The organism is Ensifer sp. Root278 (genome assembly GCF_001429285.1).
Taxonomy (GTDB): Bacteria; Pseudomonadota; Alphaproteobacteria; order Rhizobiales; family Rhizobiaceae; genus Ensifer.
The window spans coordinates 175,009-188,112 of record NZ_LMJJ01000002.1; the positions used below are offsets into that span (position 1 = coordinate 175,009).

Annotated in this window: 13 protein-coding genes, 1 tRNA gene and 1 pseudogene; 5 read left to right on the forward strand and 10 right to left on the reverse strand. The window is 59.4% G+C overall.

Going from position 1 to position 13,104, the window contains the following annotated elements:
• Positions 1-10: 10 nt before the first annotated feature.
• From ASE60_RS03775 to ASE60_RS03795, 5 genes are all read right to left on the reverse strand, one after another.
• Positions 11-733, reverse strand: a complete 723-nt coding sequence (locus ASE60_RS03775; protein ID WP_057248399.1) for an ABC transporter permease — start codon at positions 731-733, stop codon at positions 11-13.
• A 112-nt stretch (positions 734-845) separates the two neighbouring features.
• Positions 846-1,616, reverse strand: a complete 771-nt coding sequence (locus ASE60_RS03780; protein WP_057248400.1) for a transporter substrate-binding domain-containing protein — start codon at positions 1,614-1,616, stop codon at positions 846-848.
• A gap of 41 nt (positions 1,617-1,657) precedes the next feature.
• Positions 1,658-2,437 (reverse strand): ABC transporter ATP-binding protein, encoded by a 780-nt coding sequence (locus tag ASE60_RS03785; RefSeq protein WP_057248401.1) that lies wholly within the window; start codon positions 2,435-2,437, stop codon positions 1,658-1,660.
• Positions 2,438-2,565: 128 nt separating this feature from the next.
• Entirely contained in the window at positions 2,566-3,975 is a 1,410-nt protein-coding gene (locus ASE60_RS03790) for an aldehyde dehydrogenase family protein (RefSeq protein ID WP_057248402.1), read from the reverse strand.
• The gene (locus tag ASE60_RS03795; RefSeq protein ID WP_057248403.1) at positions 3,975-5,036 is read right to left on the reverse strand and encodes a homoserine dehydrogenase; all 1,062 of its coding nucleotides are present in this window, start codon (positions 5,034-5,036) and stop codon (positions 3,975-3,977) included. Before ASE60_RS03795 ends, ASE60_RS03790 begins: the two co-directional genes overlap by 1 nt.
• A 231-nt stretch (positions 5,037-5,267) precedes the next feature.
• Between ASE60_RS03795 and ASE60_RS03800 the strand changes: the two genes are divergently transcribed.
• The 4 genes from ASE60_RS03800 (at position 5,268) to ASE60_RS03815 (ending at position 8,437) form a co-directional block, all read left to right on the forward strand.
• On the forward strand, positions 5,268-5,735 hold the full coding sequence (locus ASE60_RS03800) for an Lrp/AsnC family transcriptional regulator (RefSeq protein WP_057248404.1): 468 nt from the start codon (positions 5,268-5,270) through the stop codon (positions 5,733-5,735).
• Positions 5,736-5,997: 262 nt separating this feature from the next.
• The gene (locus ASE60_RS03805; RefSeq protein WP_057248405.1) at positions 5,998-6,252 is read left to right on the forward strand and encodes a type II toxin-antitoxin system HicA family toxin; all 255 of its coding nucleotides are present in this window, start codon (positions 5,998-6,000) and stop codon (positions 6,250-6,252) included.
• A complete protein-coding gene (locus ASE60_RS03810; protein ID WP_057248406.1) occupies positions 6,249-6,605 on the forward strand; it encodes a type II toxin-antitoxin system HicB family antitoxin in 357 nt (118 codons plus the stop codon). The genes ASE60_RS03805 and ASE60_RS03810 overlap by 4 nt, the downstream gene beginning before the upstream one ends.
• Before the next feature lie 497 nt (positions 6,606-7,102).
• Positions 7,103-8,437, forward strand: coding sequence for a TadE/TadG family type IV pilus assembly protein (locus ASE60_RS03815; protein ID WP_057248407.1), 1,335 nt, complete (start codon positions 7,103-7,105; stop codon positions 8,435-8,437).
• A 312-nt stretch (positions 8,438-8,749) separates the two neighbouring features.
• Here ASE60_RS03815 and ASE60_RS03820 read toward each other — a convergent pair whose 3' ends face one another.
• Positions 8,750-10,396: a caspase domain-containing protein gene (locus ASE60_RS03820; protein WP_156414567.1), complete on the reverse strand. Its 1,647-nt coding sequence runs from the start codon at positions 10,394-10,396 to the stop codon at positions 8,750-8,752.
• Between the two features lie 225 nt (positions 10,397-10,621).
• On the opposite strand from ASE60_RS03820, the gene ASE60_RS03825 reads away from it, so the two are divergent.
• Positions 10,622-10,697 (forward strand) — tRNA-Ile (locus ASE60_RS03825).
• Between the two features lie 107 nt (positions 10,698-10,804).
• On the opposite strand, the gene ASE60_RS03830 is transcribed toward ASE60_RS03825, so the two are convergent.
• The 4 genes and pseudogenes from ASE60_RS03830 to ASE60_RS35445 all read right to left on the reverse strand — a co-directional run.
• Positions 10,805-11,221, reverse strand: a complete 417-nt coding sequence (locus ASE60_RS03830) for a thermonuclease family protein (protein WP_244495533.1) — start codon at positions 11,219-11,221, stop codon at positions 10,805-10,807.
• Between the two features lie 146 nt (positions 11,222-11,367).
• Positions 11,368-11,559, reverse strand: coding sequence for a DUF6494 family protein (locus ASE60_RS03835; protein WP_057248410.1), 192 nt, complete (start codon positions 11,557-11,559; stop codon positions 11,368-11,370).
• 227 nt (positions 11,560-11,786) lie between these two features.
• Positions 11,787-11,915, reverse strand: coding sequence for a hypothetical protein (locus ASE60_RS35995; protein WP_255571387.1), 129 nt, complete (start codon positions 11,913-11,915; stop codon positions 11,787-11,789).
• A 984-nt stretch (positions 11,916-12,899) separates the two neighbouring features.
• Positions 12,900-13,033: pseudogene (locus tag ASE60_RS35445) on the reverse strand (HAD family hydrolase); the annotation flags it as partial.
• Positions 13,034-13,104 lie beyond the last annotated feature (71 nt).

A 13,104-nucleotide genomic window follows, 5' to 3' on the forward strand; every position in this document is an offset into this window, starting at 1 on the left:
GTCCGTCCCTTCAGGCTGCTTTTGGCTGACCGCGCCGGAAATAGCTTTCCAGACTGCTGAACATGACGTTGGAGACGAGCGTGATTGTCAGGTAGATCAAGGCTGCGGCGAAGAAGAACAGGAAGTAATGTTTGGTGTTGCCTGCGGCCAGGCGCGTGGCAAGCGCCAGCTCCTGATAACCGACCACGGCGATCAGGGCGCTATCTTTGGTGACCGACATCCATAGATTGGCCAGTCCCGGTAGAGCGTTCGGCATCAACGCCGGCAGAACTATCCTGCGGAACCGCAGCCAAGGTCGCATGCCGAAGGCATTGGCAGCTTCGATCTGGCCGGTCGGCACAGCGAGGATCGCGCCGCGCAATACCTCGGTCATATACGCGCCCTGAACGATCCCGAGCACGACAACGGCGGCGAAGAAGCCGTTGATCTCGATCGGCGGCAAAGCGAATGAGGATAGCAGTCTGTTGATGCCGTCGGTTCCGGCGTAGTAGAGGCCAATGATGAGGATCAGTTCCGGAATGGCACGAACGGCCGTCGTATAGAAATCAAGCACGGCGGACACCGGGCGGCTGCCCTTGAGTTTTCCTGCCGCACCCACAAACCCGATCACGATGCCGAGCAGGTACGCGCCAAGCGAAATCAGGATAGTCGAGGCCGCGCCTTGAAGCAGCACCCCGCCCCATCCTGGCGGATAGGGAGAAAGCAGTTCCAGAATGGATGGACTTGTCGGCATAGGAAATGGTTCCTCGGCGTCCGAGTCGCTGCGGCTCGCACACTGTTCTTTTTGAGGGAGTATTGTCCGGAGTGAGCTGAAGGGGCGCCACGTCGACGCCCCTCCGCTTCAATCATTCGCCGTAGGGATCGAAGTCGAAATACTTCTTGGAGATTGCGGCATATGTACCGTTGGCTCGAACGGCGGCGATTGCAGCGTTCAGCTTCGCGAGCAGCTCGGCATCGTCCTTTCGCAAGCCACCACCAATACCCTGCCCAAGGACCTGCGGATCGTCCTTCACGTTGCCCTTGTCCTCGCAGCAATCCTTGCCGAAGTCCGACTGCAGGAAGGTCATCAGCGGAATGGAATCGCCGAAGACGTAGTCCACACGACCGACAGCGAGATCCTGGAACGCCTCGTCGAGCGTGGCATAGGTCTTCTCGGACGCCACGCTCGCATAGTGCTTCTTGTAGTATTCCGTCTGGATCGTGGACACCTGGATGCCGACGGTCTTGCCGGCGATGTCGTCGACGCTGGTGCCGCCCCTGCCGTCCTGCGCGCCGATCAATTTGCTCGGTGTATTATAATACTTGTTGGTGAAGGCGATCGTCTTGCTGCGTTCATCGGTAATCGACATGGACGACCAGATGACGTCGAACTTTCGCGACTGAAGACCGGGGATCAGTCCGTCCCACGACATGTCCACGACCGAGCACGTTTCCTTCATTTCGGCGCAGACGGCATCCATCAGTTCGATTTCCCAGCCCACCCATTTGCCGGTCGCGTCCTTTGTAAAGAACGGCGGGTAAGCTTCGTTCATGATGCCAAATCGCACGTCGGCGGCTGCGCTGCCGGCAGAGGCGATAAGGATCGTGCCGGCGACAAGGAAGGATGCGGTCTTCATGTAGGTTCCCTTTCTCTCTTATGATTGGCGGTCGCGCACGTTCAGTGGCGGGACGAGCTTGTGAACTCGCGGCATCGGGCGCTGGCCGGAGCGCCGAAAATCTGTTCCGGTCGGCCCTCTTCCTCGACGCGGCCCTGGTGCAGAAACATCACGTGGCTGGAGACGTCTCGGGCAAACTTCATCTCGTGGGTTACGAGCAGCATCGTCCGGCCTTCTTCGGCGAGGCCGCGAATGACCTTCAGCACTTCGCCGACGAGTTCCGGATCGAGCGCGGATGTCGGCTCGTCAAACAGCATCACCGACGGATCGACACACAGCGCCCTTGCAATCGAGGCGCGTTGCTGCTGGCCACCCGACATGAAAGCCGGATAGACATTGCGCTTCTCGTAGAGGCCGACCTTCTGCAGGAGTGCTTCAGCCTTCTCGACTGCCTCCTTGCGCCCCATGCCGAGGACATGAACGGGCGCTTCGATGACATTTTCCAGCACTGTCATGTGCGCCCAGAGATTGAAGCTCTGGAAAACCATGCCGAGGCCGGTGCGTAGACGCTCCACCTGACGCCGGTTGGCGGGATGGGCGCGACCGTCCGATCCCGTCTTCATGAGAACCTCTTCGCCGTTGATAACGAAGCGGCCCCGATCGGGGATCTCAAGAAAGTTTATGCAGCGCAGGAACGTGCTCTTGCCGGATCCAGACGAGCCGATCAGGGAAATAACATCGCCCTTCCTTGCAGCAAGCGAGATGCCCTTGAGCACCTCGTGCGTGCCATAGCTCTTGTATACGTCGTCGACGCGCAGCGCGCAGGAGATGTCCGTTTTCATGCGTTCCCCCACTTTTCGTGGCTTGTTGCGGTGCAGTTTAGCGATCGCGCGCGCGGCTTTGCCGCGCAGTTAGCTGTGTATGAAGCGCATTTCCGCAGATTTTGGCGATGGCTAGCGTTTTCTCCGCATCAATTCCGATTGATGCAGATCACCTTCGGCTGAGTCATGTCTTCGTATGCGAAGCGCACGCCTTCGCGCCCCATGCTGCCATGCTTGAAGCCGCCAAACGGCATGGCGTCGAAGCGATAGTCCGAGGAATCGTTGATCATGACGCCGCCGGCCTCGATGCCGGCGGCGGCCTCTAGTGCATCTGCCAGGCTGCTGGTAAAGATGCCGGCGTGCAGGCTATAGTCTGGTTCATTCGCCATGCTGATTGCCTCCGCCAGCGTATCAAAGCGCTCGAGTATCACCACCGGTGCGAATGCCTCTTCCCGCCAAAGGGGGTTGTCGTGCGCCACGGCTTCAAGCACCGTCGGATGGTAAAGCGCACCCTCGCGCCGGTGGCCGCACAGGAGCGTCGCGCCAGCATCGAGCGCATGCTGGACCGCCGCTTCCGCCCGTTCGGCCGCAGCCGCCGAAATCATTGGGCCGACATCCGTCTCCTCACGGTCCGGGTCCCCGCAGCGAAGCCCGGCCACACCCACTACGAAGGCCTCGCGGAAACGATCATAACAGGCGGTCTGTACGAGGATGCGTTGCGTGCCGATACAGTTCTGGCCGGCCGCCCAGAAAGCGCCCGAGATGCAGCCCTCCACCGCCTTGTCGAGCGTGCTGTCTGCCATGACGATGACCGGAGCGTTGCCACCGAGATCCATTGCGAGCTTCTTCAGTCCGGCGGAGCGAGTGATCGCCTCGCCGGTCGCAAAACCGCCGGTAAAGGAAACCATCCGCACCTCCCTTGCCGACACGATGGCGCGCCCGAGATCCGCACCGCCAATGGCAACAGTGACGATCCCGGCCGGCAAGCCTGCTTCAGCCAGCGCATCGACCAGCTTGAGCGCCGAAAACGGTGTCAGCTCCGAGGGCTTCAACACGACGGCATTGCCACCGGCGATAGCCGGACCAAGCTTGTGGGCGACCAAGTTCAGCGGATCATTGTAGGGTGTGATGGCTGCGATGACACCGAGCGGTTCGCGCGTGAACCATCCCTGGCGCGCCTCAGAACCGGCATAGGCGTCGAAAGGAACGATCTCGCCGGCGTTTCGCCTCGCCTCTTCTGCAGAGAGCTTCAACGTGTTCACGCAGCGCAACGTCTCCTTGCGCGCCTGAACGATGGTTTTGCCGGCTTCGCAAACGATAGTGCGTGCGAAATCCTCACGCCGCCCCTCAATGAGCCGTGCCGCCTTTTCCAGAATGGCGGCGCGGTGGTGCCGGGGCAGCGCCCGCGCTTGCGCGGCCCCGCGTCTCGCGCGGGCCAGGAGCGAACCGACATCGTCCGGGCTGCTGGCCACAACGGTTCCGACAATCGCGCCGTCAAAAGGATTGAGAACGGTGATCTCCTCCGCACTCGATGCGATCTGAAGCTTCGGGCTGACCATCAAGCGGCCTCCTTCGCCAGGCTGCCGCGTGACCCGCGGTGGATGGCAATGATGTCGGAGAGGAGGGCATAGGCGGTTTCGACGCGGCCAGCGCCCGGTCCGGTAACCGTCACGGCGCCGAGGAGGTCCGTAGTGAAGGAAACGGCGTTGGTGGCGCCGTTCACCGCGCAGAGCGGATGGTCGAGGTCCAGTCGGCGCGGTGCCACGGACGCCTCGATTTCCCCATCCTTTCGGCGAGCCGCCGAGCCGATCAGTTTCCAGCGGCATCCGTCCTTGGCTGCAGCCTGGATGTCGGCCGCGGTGAGCGATGAAATCCCCCGGCACGAGACGTCGGAAGGCTTGAGCGCGGCGCCCAGCAGTTCATTTGCCAAGATGACCACCTTTAGTCGGACGTCGTATCCTTCGACATCTGCGGTCGGGTCTGCCTCGGCGTATCCGAGCGCCTGCGCCTCTTGCACTGCCTGCGCGAAGCCGAGCCCGGCCTCCATGCGACCGAGGACGAAGTTCGACGTACCGTTCAGAACGCCTTGAAAAGCGCTCAGTCCGGCGCCGGAAAGCGTATTCTTGGCTAGGCGGATGACGGGCGTGCCGCTCATCACCGCCCCTTCGTATTCAAAGTGAACGTTGTTGCGGCGGGCAAGGGCCACAAGCTCGCGAGCGGCGAGCGCGACCGGGCCTTTATTAGTGGTCACGACATGTTTGCCGCTCTCGAGCGCCCAGCGGCAGTGGGAAACGGCCGGTTCGCCATTTTGAGGATTGGTGAAGGTGGCTTCAGCGACGATTCCGGCGGGGGCCTGCCGGATGACCTTCTCATTGTCAGCCTCGGCCGATCCGCCGGAAAGGCGGGCAAAGCCCCCCTTTTCGAATTTTGTTTCGACGAGCATGCGCGGATCGATGCCGTTTTGCGAAATGACCGAACCGAGGTTGAGGTCTGTAACCGCAACGATGTTCAGTCGAAAACCGAGCTCCGACTGCCAGAGGTCGTTTCGCTCGGCCACAAGCTGGGCAAGGGCGCGATTGACCCCGCCGAATCCAATAAGAACTATGTTGTACTGTACCATGTCGGTTCCTCATCATGGGCGATGGGGGAGAGCATGACGACCGGGACCGGCAGAAGGAAGATTGCGAAACGGCCAAACAATAGGCCGCAATGCAACGCAGCAGTGACAAATGCGCAGAATCCACGCAAACCGAGCGACAAAGGAGAAGGCCTCAAAGCCGGCAGAAATCGGCACCTTCGTCGCACGCCCCCGTGCATAATGTCCGCCAGGCACTTGAGCAGAGATGACACCATGGATTTGATCGACGACTTTGACCGCAAGATCTTGAGCATCATTCAAGTCGATTGTCAGATGAAAGCCGAAGCAATCGGCGACATCGTCGGCCTTTCGGCCTCCGCCGTGCAGCGTCGCCTGAAGCGGATGCGCGACACCGGCATCATTACCGCAGAGATTGCGATCGTCGATCGCAAGGTGGTCGGGAACCCAATGACGTTCATTGCCGGAATGGAAATCGAACGCGAAAACTACGACGCCCTATCAAAATTTCGAGTGTGGTTGGCGAAGCAAGAGCACATTCAGCAGGTCTATTATGTGACCGGCGCAGTCGACCTTATCGCCATAATCACTGCGCGCGACGTAGGCCAGTACGACGAGATTACGGCCAACCTGATGTCCGAAAACCCTCAGATCAAGCGCATTCACACCAATGTCGTCTTGAAGGATATCAAGACCGGCATGTACGTCCCGATTGCGGATTAACTCGGGGCGCGAGCATGGCCTGAAGCGTTCTCACATTGGGCCGCTTTCAGCACGCTGGGTATTTGCCTGTCGCCTCTTTTCTACCAGGAAAGCGACGAACGCACGGACCTTAGCAGCGTAACGGGTGCGCAGGTAGAGGTCGAACCCATCGAACTGCGGACACGAAGGCCCCAACACGCGGACCAATGCGCCGCGGGGTCAGGTCGCATCAGCATCGGAAATAACGCTTGCAGAAATAGCAAGCACCACTATATTTGCTAGCATGAACAGCAAGCAGAAAAAGACCCTCGCGGCGGTATTCAGAGATCCGGTCTCGGGAACCATTGAGTGGGCCGCTATAGAAAACCTGCTTGTGGCTGCCGGCGCGAACGTCATCGAAGGAAACGGCTCTCGCGTTAAGTTCGAAAAGGACGGCATAATCGCGAGCTTCCATCGTCCTCATCCCGACAAGGAGGCAAAGCGTTATCAGGTTCGCGATGCTCGCGAGTTCCTGACGCAAATTGGAGTAGAACCATGAACACTATGACTTACAATGGTTATCACGCTCGCATAGAATTCGACGCGGAGGACGAACTGTTCTTCGGTAAGATTGCAGGCATTTCTGACGTAGTCGGGTTTCACGGGGACAGCGTTGGTGAACTGAAGAAGGCGTTCCATGAGGCTGTCGATGATTACCTCGAGGCCTGCAAGAGCATCGGCAAAGAGCCTCAGAGGCCCTATTCAGGCAAGATGATGTTTCGTGTTGCTCCTGAAGTGCACCGCCGAGCTGCCCTGGCTGCAGAACTTTCGGGAAAGAGTCTCAATCAGTGGGCCGAGGAGGCATTGGAAGAAGCCGCGGCGCACTTCGCTGAGGCTCGTCTTTCGGCGTAGCGCCCCATTGGACGCAGATGGCCACAGACTCATTTCCGGCCATTCGCTTCCTCGCAGGGCTGGCATTCCAGTCGATACATTATGCGATCCTGGACGCACAACCGGAAACAAACTCGGCACATGAACCCGATGACGTTGCGCAGCTTGTTTCTTGACAGCGTTGGCGCGGCAAGCGGCCGTTCAAGGTCACGTGGCTTCGTCAGTATTCCTTCCAGATTTGCTCGACTTTATGTTGTGGCGGCCGTCACCGTAACTCGGCATGGTTGCGCCTTCGTTCTGGTCTCTGACTATCTTTGTCCCCATAATTTTAGGGTTCCTCATTGACTGACGTTGAAAAGCAACCAGCGTCCATGGAATTCGCGGCCCATTTGCGTGGACAAGCGACCAATGCTTTTCGCGGAGTGATTGAACCTGCACTACATCTGTTCGCCTTTAACGACTTCTTAGCTCGGACAATATTATCTATCCCTAATGTAGAAATGAAGGGATCGGGGAAGATGCTGAGCAATCTGAAGACCGGGTTTGTTCGCTTCCTGAAGGACGAAAACGGCAATTTCGCCGTCATGACAGCTCTGGCGCTTATACCGCTGCTTACCGGCGCTTCCATCGCCATCAATCTCGCCCGGATCAATCTCGAGGCCGCCAAGATGCAGGACGGACTCGATGCGGCCGCCATTTCCGCGCTGAAGGTCCATGGCGACGACGGTGATGAAGCCACGGCGAAGGACCTGGCGAACAAGACCTTCTTCGCCAATTTCGGCACGCCTGAAATCGTCGACGAGCTCGGTTCGGAGAGTTCGGCGCCTGTGGCCTCCAACGCAGTCAACCTTGCGTTCGGCTCCCTCGGTGTAGAGACGACGGCGACAGCGACCTATCAGCACAAATACCCGCCGCTTTTCTTCGGTCTTCGACCCTATACGATTGATCGCGTCAGCGTCGCCGCCCGCATGCCGGGGCGCGAAGCCTGCATGCTGGCACTGAGTTCGACCGCAACCCGAGCTTTCGAGGTTAGCGGCAGCGCCACGGTCGATACGTCCGGCTGTACCATCACCTCGAATTCGACCGATCCGCAGTCGATTTATCTCAGCGGTTCGGCCACGCTCAAGACCGAGTGTCTTTATACGGCCGGCAAGGTCTCGGCGACGCTTGCCCATCTCACGCTTGCCTGTCCCAAGGCGGTGGAAGAGGTAGCCCCGATCCGAGACCCGTTCCTGTCGAAGAAAATGCCGACGACAGGGAGCTGGGTGAGCCTCGCGGGATGCGGCCAGAACTTCGTCGGCGGCGGTAGCGGCAATGGCGACTGCAACGGTACGAGCAAGACGCCGAACAACCCGCCCGCCGGCTATACCGTCGAACTGAAGCCCGGTACCTATGGTGGCCTGGAAATCAAGGGCAAGGTTCTTTTGCGGCCGGGTTCCTACATCATCGATGGCAACCCGCTCAAGTTCGCCAGCCAGTCGGTGATCACCGCTGAGGGCGTCACCTTCTTCTTGATGAATGGCGCCCAACTCGACATTCACGGCGGTTCGACCTTCAAGGTGACACCTTCGCTTACGGGCGACTGGGCGGGTTTCTCGATCGTGGCCGCCAGGAACAATACGGCGACGGCGACGATCAACGGCAACAGCGCCTCATCGCTTGCGGGCATCATCTACATGCCGGCATCGAAAGAGATCCAGTATGCCGGCAGCGGCTCTGCGAGCGGCGAATGCGTGCGCATCGTCGCGCAGGAGATCACCATGATCGGCAACAGCAGCTTCAAGCTGGATTGCAAGGCGACGCTTGCCGACAACACCATCAACAATCCGGGGGCAATCCGTCTGCTCAGATAACAAGAACCTGATAGATGGGCGATACGGGAGACACTCTCCGAAATTTATGTCGCGCCTGGTCCCGACTTTCGTGATGCCGGAAGTTCGCAAAGATTGTGCTGTTTCCGGGCCGCACCTTCTTACTGGAATGCGCTCCTGCGTAACAGCACGCACGCTCGGGGGCGGGTTGGAAAGACGTGGCTGCCCCCGTCGCCCGGATATCTTGTAGTGCGGTGCCGGCGGCAATGTTGACGACAACAACGGTCGGCCATTGTCTTACCGGGTCGACGGATGCCCGTCATGGAAGCCCCAGGGTCAGTCAAAAGGTTCAGCTCACATCCTGCTCATGGTGATAGTTCCTGAGCAGCCGCTGCCCGCCCCGGTTCCCTTAAACCTGCCCTTGCCTTTGTCCCCCTTTATCATCCCGGTGAGAATGTTGCCGCCTTTCCTGCCCTTATGAACGAATGTGTGGCTAATACTGACAGATCCGTTGCTGGCGATTTTTCCCGAGAAACCAGAGGCGGACGAAACTGCACCGTTTCTTACGAGAACGGACGTCGAGAGTTCGCGCCAATCGCCGCAGTCCGTCGTTGCATGCCTTGTTATCTTCCACATGCCATCGAACACACTTAAGCCCGCTGCCACGCAACGGTTGTCGCGGACCTCCATTCCGCTGCCACAGACAAGCGGGCAGACACGACCACCCGCCGCTTTCAGACCGTTCAAAAGCTCCTCGGTCGGTGTGAGCGATGCAAGCTTGAGCCCGCTCCGTTCTGCATAGGCTTGCAGCGCCTTCCGACTGCCGTTACCCCATTTGCCGTCGACCTGCTCCAGGCATCCAACACGCACCAGTTCCCGTTGGGTGGCCAGCCTGAGTTCGCCGGCATCCATTTGGCCGGTCGCAGCACCTGCTTCCGGTGAGCCTGATGTGGTTTGCTCGATTGTCGCAAGTTCAGGTGGTATGCCCGTGACTTGAGGTAGGGCGGCACGGTTGCGGTCAGTCTGTCCCAATCCGGCTGTCTGCCCTTCCGTTTCGCGCGCTTCGATCGCTGCGATCTTCAACTTCGCAAGCGTGACGAAGGCGCCGCTTGGGTATTGCTGAAGGTACGCTTCGAAAAAGTTCTTTTGGGTCGCATCCTTGATGGAATTCCAATACGCGAGCTCCACGCTTCTGTCCGTGTCCGATGTGACCGCCGGGCTTGTTGCCACCTCGGGAACTTTCGACGGATTGAGAACAACCGGGCCTGTCAGCGAGGAGCTGTCCCAGGGAATCTGCTTGCCCTCGGTGACCTGCAACACGGCGCGACGCACCGCAATCAGGTCATCCGTGATGCTCTGCCCGGGAGTGCCGAGGTGTTCCAGTAAAGCCGTCGTGAACGGGGAGTTCCGCCCAACGCCGTCAAGGGCAACATTTCCAGGCTGTGTAGCGAACGCAATGAGGGATCCCACCCCAGTGTCGAGTTTCGCCAAACCTCTCCCGACCACCATAGATCGCGTTCCGAGAGACCGGGCCAACGTGGCGGCGAGCGGATTGTCGCGGCAAGCGTCGAGGAACACCAGATTGACCCTGGCATTGCGCTCCATCGCGGAAAGCACGAGCTCGATCGGCAGCGCCTCAAAATCCAGATCATTGTTTGATTTAAGCTGCGCGTCGATCGGGATGATGTAGTTGCCGCCGTTTACCTGAAGCCCGTGACCGGCATAGAAAAAAAGCGCTACGTCTGCGCCTTCGACCTTGCCCACGAAATCTCGGATCGCCCGCCGCATGCCCGTCAGCTCGAGGTCCCGGCCGGTCACCACCACGAAGCCCAGTCCTGTCAATTTCGACGCCATGTCGCTGGCATCATTCTGCGGGTTTGCGAGTTGTGGCGCGTGTTGATAGGCCGAGTTCCCAATGACCAGCGCGACACGCTTTTCGGCCCACGCGTGAGAGCTTAGAAAAAGGAGCAAGAGCACGACAGCGGCACGAATGTAATGCATGAAAGCCAGCCCCACCAACTATGCTTCCAGGCCGAACCGAGCGTTTGACAGGCACACAACGGAACTGTCGCTGTCACTTCATCGAAGCAGCCCCAAGGACCGTGACGAAAAGATCAAGAATGATCCTGCCCGTGCATGTAGTCAATCGGGGTCGAAGAGCATCTGAAGCATTGGGAACGACAGTATTGCTGGCGCTTAAGTGAGCCAATTCTTGTCGGACTGGTGGGGCCTGCAGCTCAATGGTTAGAGCCGTCTGCTTATAACCGACTGGTTGCAGGTTCGAGTCCTGCCGGGCCCACCACACCATACTGGTCGTTAAATGGCACGAGGCAAACCAGCAGGAGCGGTCGACGGCTTGGCCATGTGGCCGCGTGTGCCTGCCCTTTGTTGCCGCGCTTCGATTACACTTCATCCGCACCACGACTGCTTAAAGCCTACCCAACGGTGCGCCAGCCCTTCGTCGACCAGCTGGGCGCCAAGCGACTGCCCGCCGCGGTAGACTTCGCGCAGTTTTCGGCCGTACTTGTCCTCGTCGCGCAGACCCGCTTTCAGGCAGAAGGCACCGGCATTCAAAAGAGATTGCAGGCGGTTCTTCGCTTGCTCGCCGAGCTCCTTCTCCCCCGCGCAACGCGGCTCGCCGATCTCGGGCGTGTCGATGTCTGCGATGCGGTACTTGATGCCGTCAAGCCAGAATGTATCACCATCCACGACGCACGTTGTCCGAGCGCCCGATCCGCATATGGGGAAGGATGCGGAAATGATGTCTTCTGGCGGCACGGTTGCCCATCCGTAGGCGACACCTATCACGATGCCAGCGAGAGGCATGACCGGCGGCATGTCTTTTGGGAGGGAGCTCCTTGCTTAACCGCTGCGCTGAACGGCGGTTCAAGTCGCATCAAGAGCGAGTTAGTGTCGGCTGGCCTAAGGCCGCATTCGCGCGCGGATGGTGGTTTCTGAAGGCTTGATGTTTCTTATGGAAGTTCGATCTCGCCAGTCACCTCGTGGCTGAGGTCGGTACCTTCCGCCGTCAGCGTCATGCGGACCTTCAGCTTTTGGCCGCCGGCCTGCCCTTCGCGCACCGTCTCCTCGATCTTGCGCTGCGAGGTGATGCCGACTTCCTTCAGGAACTTGCGGATTGACATGTTGAAGGCGTCTTCGCTCATGGCAGAACTCCAATGTGTCCAGAAGGGATTGTAAGGGAAGGCGGGTGGTCAAGGAAGCAGGACGGTGAGGCGTAAGCGTTGGGGATGGCCGTTCATCGGCGCGGCGCCGCTTCCCGCTCCGCCCAGCAGAGTTGCGCCGGGAGGACCGTTGCGGCTGGGTGCCACTTTGACGAAATAGGCCCGGAATTGCTTCCTGCGGACGGCGATCAGATCAGAGCCGACCAATGTCAGCAAATGTTCGCGACGTCCGCGTCATTGTCGCCGAGCAGCAGGTTGCGCTGATCGATCCCGTCCGACGGCCGGTCGTCCGGCACGTTGCCGCCCGCGAGCTTCGCGAATGTCGGGAAGACGTCCATGATCGAGAACATCGCGTGGGAGAGTTGTGGCTTAATCCGTTGCGGCCGGCGGATCACGGCGGCCCATTGACGTAGAGAAAATACGTGTCTTTGGGCGCGCCCGGTGGACGCGGTAGCGAACGGGTCCCCGCAAGTTCGAGCGGCAAATCGGACAGGATGATGGCATGTGGCGAAAGGACCGCCGGGAGGCATCGGCTCAGCTTGGCGCTTGTCGCAATATTGTTCGCTTCGACATACGAACCCATATCCGCATGTGCCAGGATGACCTGTCCGCCAAAGCGGGTGGCTCCGGAAGCAAGCGTGTCCTCANTTTGGCGCTTGTCGCAATATTGTTCGCTTCGACATACGAACCCATATCCGCATGTGCCAGGATGACCTGTCCGCCAAAGCGGGTGGCTCCGGAAGCAAGCGTGTCCTCGATGTCGCCGAGCAGCAAATAATTCTGTGGCGGCGTGCAGTCGGCGAAACAGTCGATCTCGCGATCCAGCACATAGATCTCGCGCTCCGGGAGGTGGATGCGCAGGTGGTCGTAGGTGCGACCGTGACCCAGGCCCATCTCGAACACAATGCCCGGCCGGCCGGCTATTTCTCGGAAGGCCCATTCGAGGCAGATGCGCTGGGCCTCGAGGCGGAAGAGCAATTTTTCGAGCCGGGAGTCTTTACGTCTCCGTTCAGCACGCGGTTCGTTCAATCTGGTGTCCGTCGGCATAATTTTCGTCCTTGGCGCGGTTGCTATTATTCGTCAGGTGGCAGGTCGGTTGGCATCGGCTACGACAGATCAAACCCGGTACTCCGACGGCCAGTTCTTCCGCGCCAGCGACCGGGCCGCTAGATCTAGGCGGAGCGACATCAACCCGCATTATGGCAGGGAGCAGGGATCGAAATTCTACTTCGCGAACATTGGGAAAGACTGATACGACCCTTGGCATCGCAGGCACCTATTTCAATTCCGCAGCCTCTCCGGCCCTTGCTCTGATCAATTCCGCCCAACCATCTCGCCGCCGCGAGAAACAGGTCTGGATCGGGCTTGGCATATTTCACCATGTCCCGCGTGATGACAGGGAATGAGGAGGCATCTACTGGAGCGTCGCAATGCTCATCGACGCCGTCCATATTTTTCGCGGCGTGGTCGTCGCGCTGTTCCCCTTTCAGTTTGAACCGTGGACATTCCACGAGATGAATGCCATTT

Coding starts and splice junctions, on each gene's coding strand:
- ASE60_RS03835 (WP_057248410.1), bottom strand. CDS start 11,559: ATGAGCGAAGACGCCTTCAACATGTCAATCCGCAAGTTCCTGAAGGAA.
- ASE60_RS03830 (WP_244495533.1), bottom strand. CDS start 11,221: ATGCCTCTCGCTGGCATCGTGATAGGTGTCGCCTACGGATGGGCAACC.
- ASE60_RS03790 (WP_057248402.1), bottom strand. CDS start 3,975: ATGGTCAGCCCGAAGCTTCAGATCGCATCGAGTGCGGAGGAGATCACC.
- ASE60_RS03805 (WP_057248405.1), top strand. CDS start 5,998: ATGAACAGCAAGCAGAAAAAGACCCTCGCGGCGGTATTCAGAGATCCG.
- ASE60_RS03775 (WP_057248399.1), bottom strand. CDS start 733: ATGCCGACAAGTCCATCCATTCTGGAACTGCTTTCTCCCTATCCGCCA.
- ASE60_RS03800 (WP_057248404.1), top strand. CDS start 5,268: ATGGATTTGATCGACGACTTTGACCGCAAGATCTTGAGCATCATTCAA.
- ASE60_RS03815 (WP_057248407.1), top strand. CDS start 7,103: ATGCTGAGCAATCTGAAGACCGGGTTTGTTCGCTTCCTGAAGGACGAA.
- ASE60_RS35995 (WP_255571387.1), bottom strand. CDS start 11,915: ATGGACGTCTTCCCGACATTCGCGAAGCTCGCGGGCGGCAACGTGCCG.
- ASE60_RS03795 (WP_057248403.1), bottom strand. CDS start 5,036: ATGGTACAGTACAACATAGTTCTTATTGGATTCGGCGGGGTCAATCGC.
- ASE60_RS03780 (WP_057248400.1), bottom strand. CDS start 1,616: ATGAAGACCGCATCCTTCCTTGTCGCCGGCACGATCCTTATCGCCTCT.
- ASE60_RS03820 (WP_156414567.1), bottom strand. CDS start 10,396: ATGCATTACATTCGTGCCGCTGTCGTGCTCTTGCTCCTTTTTCTAAGC.
- ASE60_RS03810 (WP_057248406.1), top strand. CDS start 6,249: ATGAACACTATGACTTACAATGGTTATCACGCTCGCATAGAATTCGAC.
- ASE60_RS03785 (WP_057248401.1), bottom strand. CDS start 2,437: ATGAAAACGGACATCTCCTGCGCGCTGCGCGTCGACGACGTATACAAG.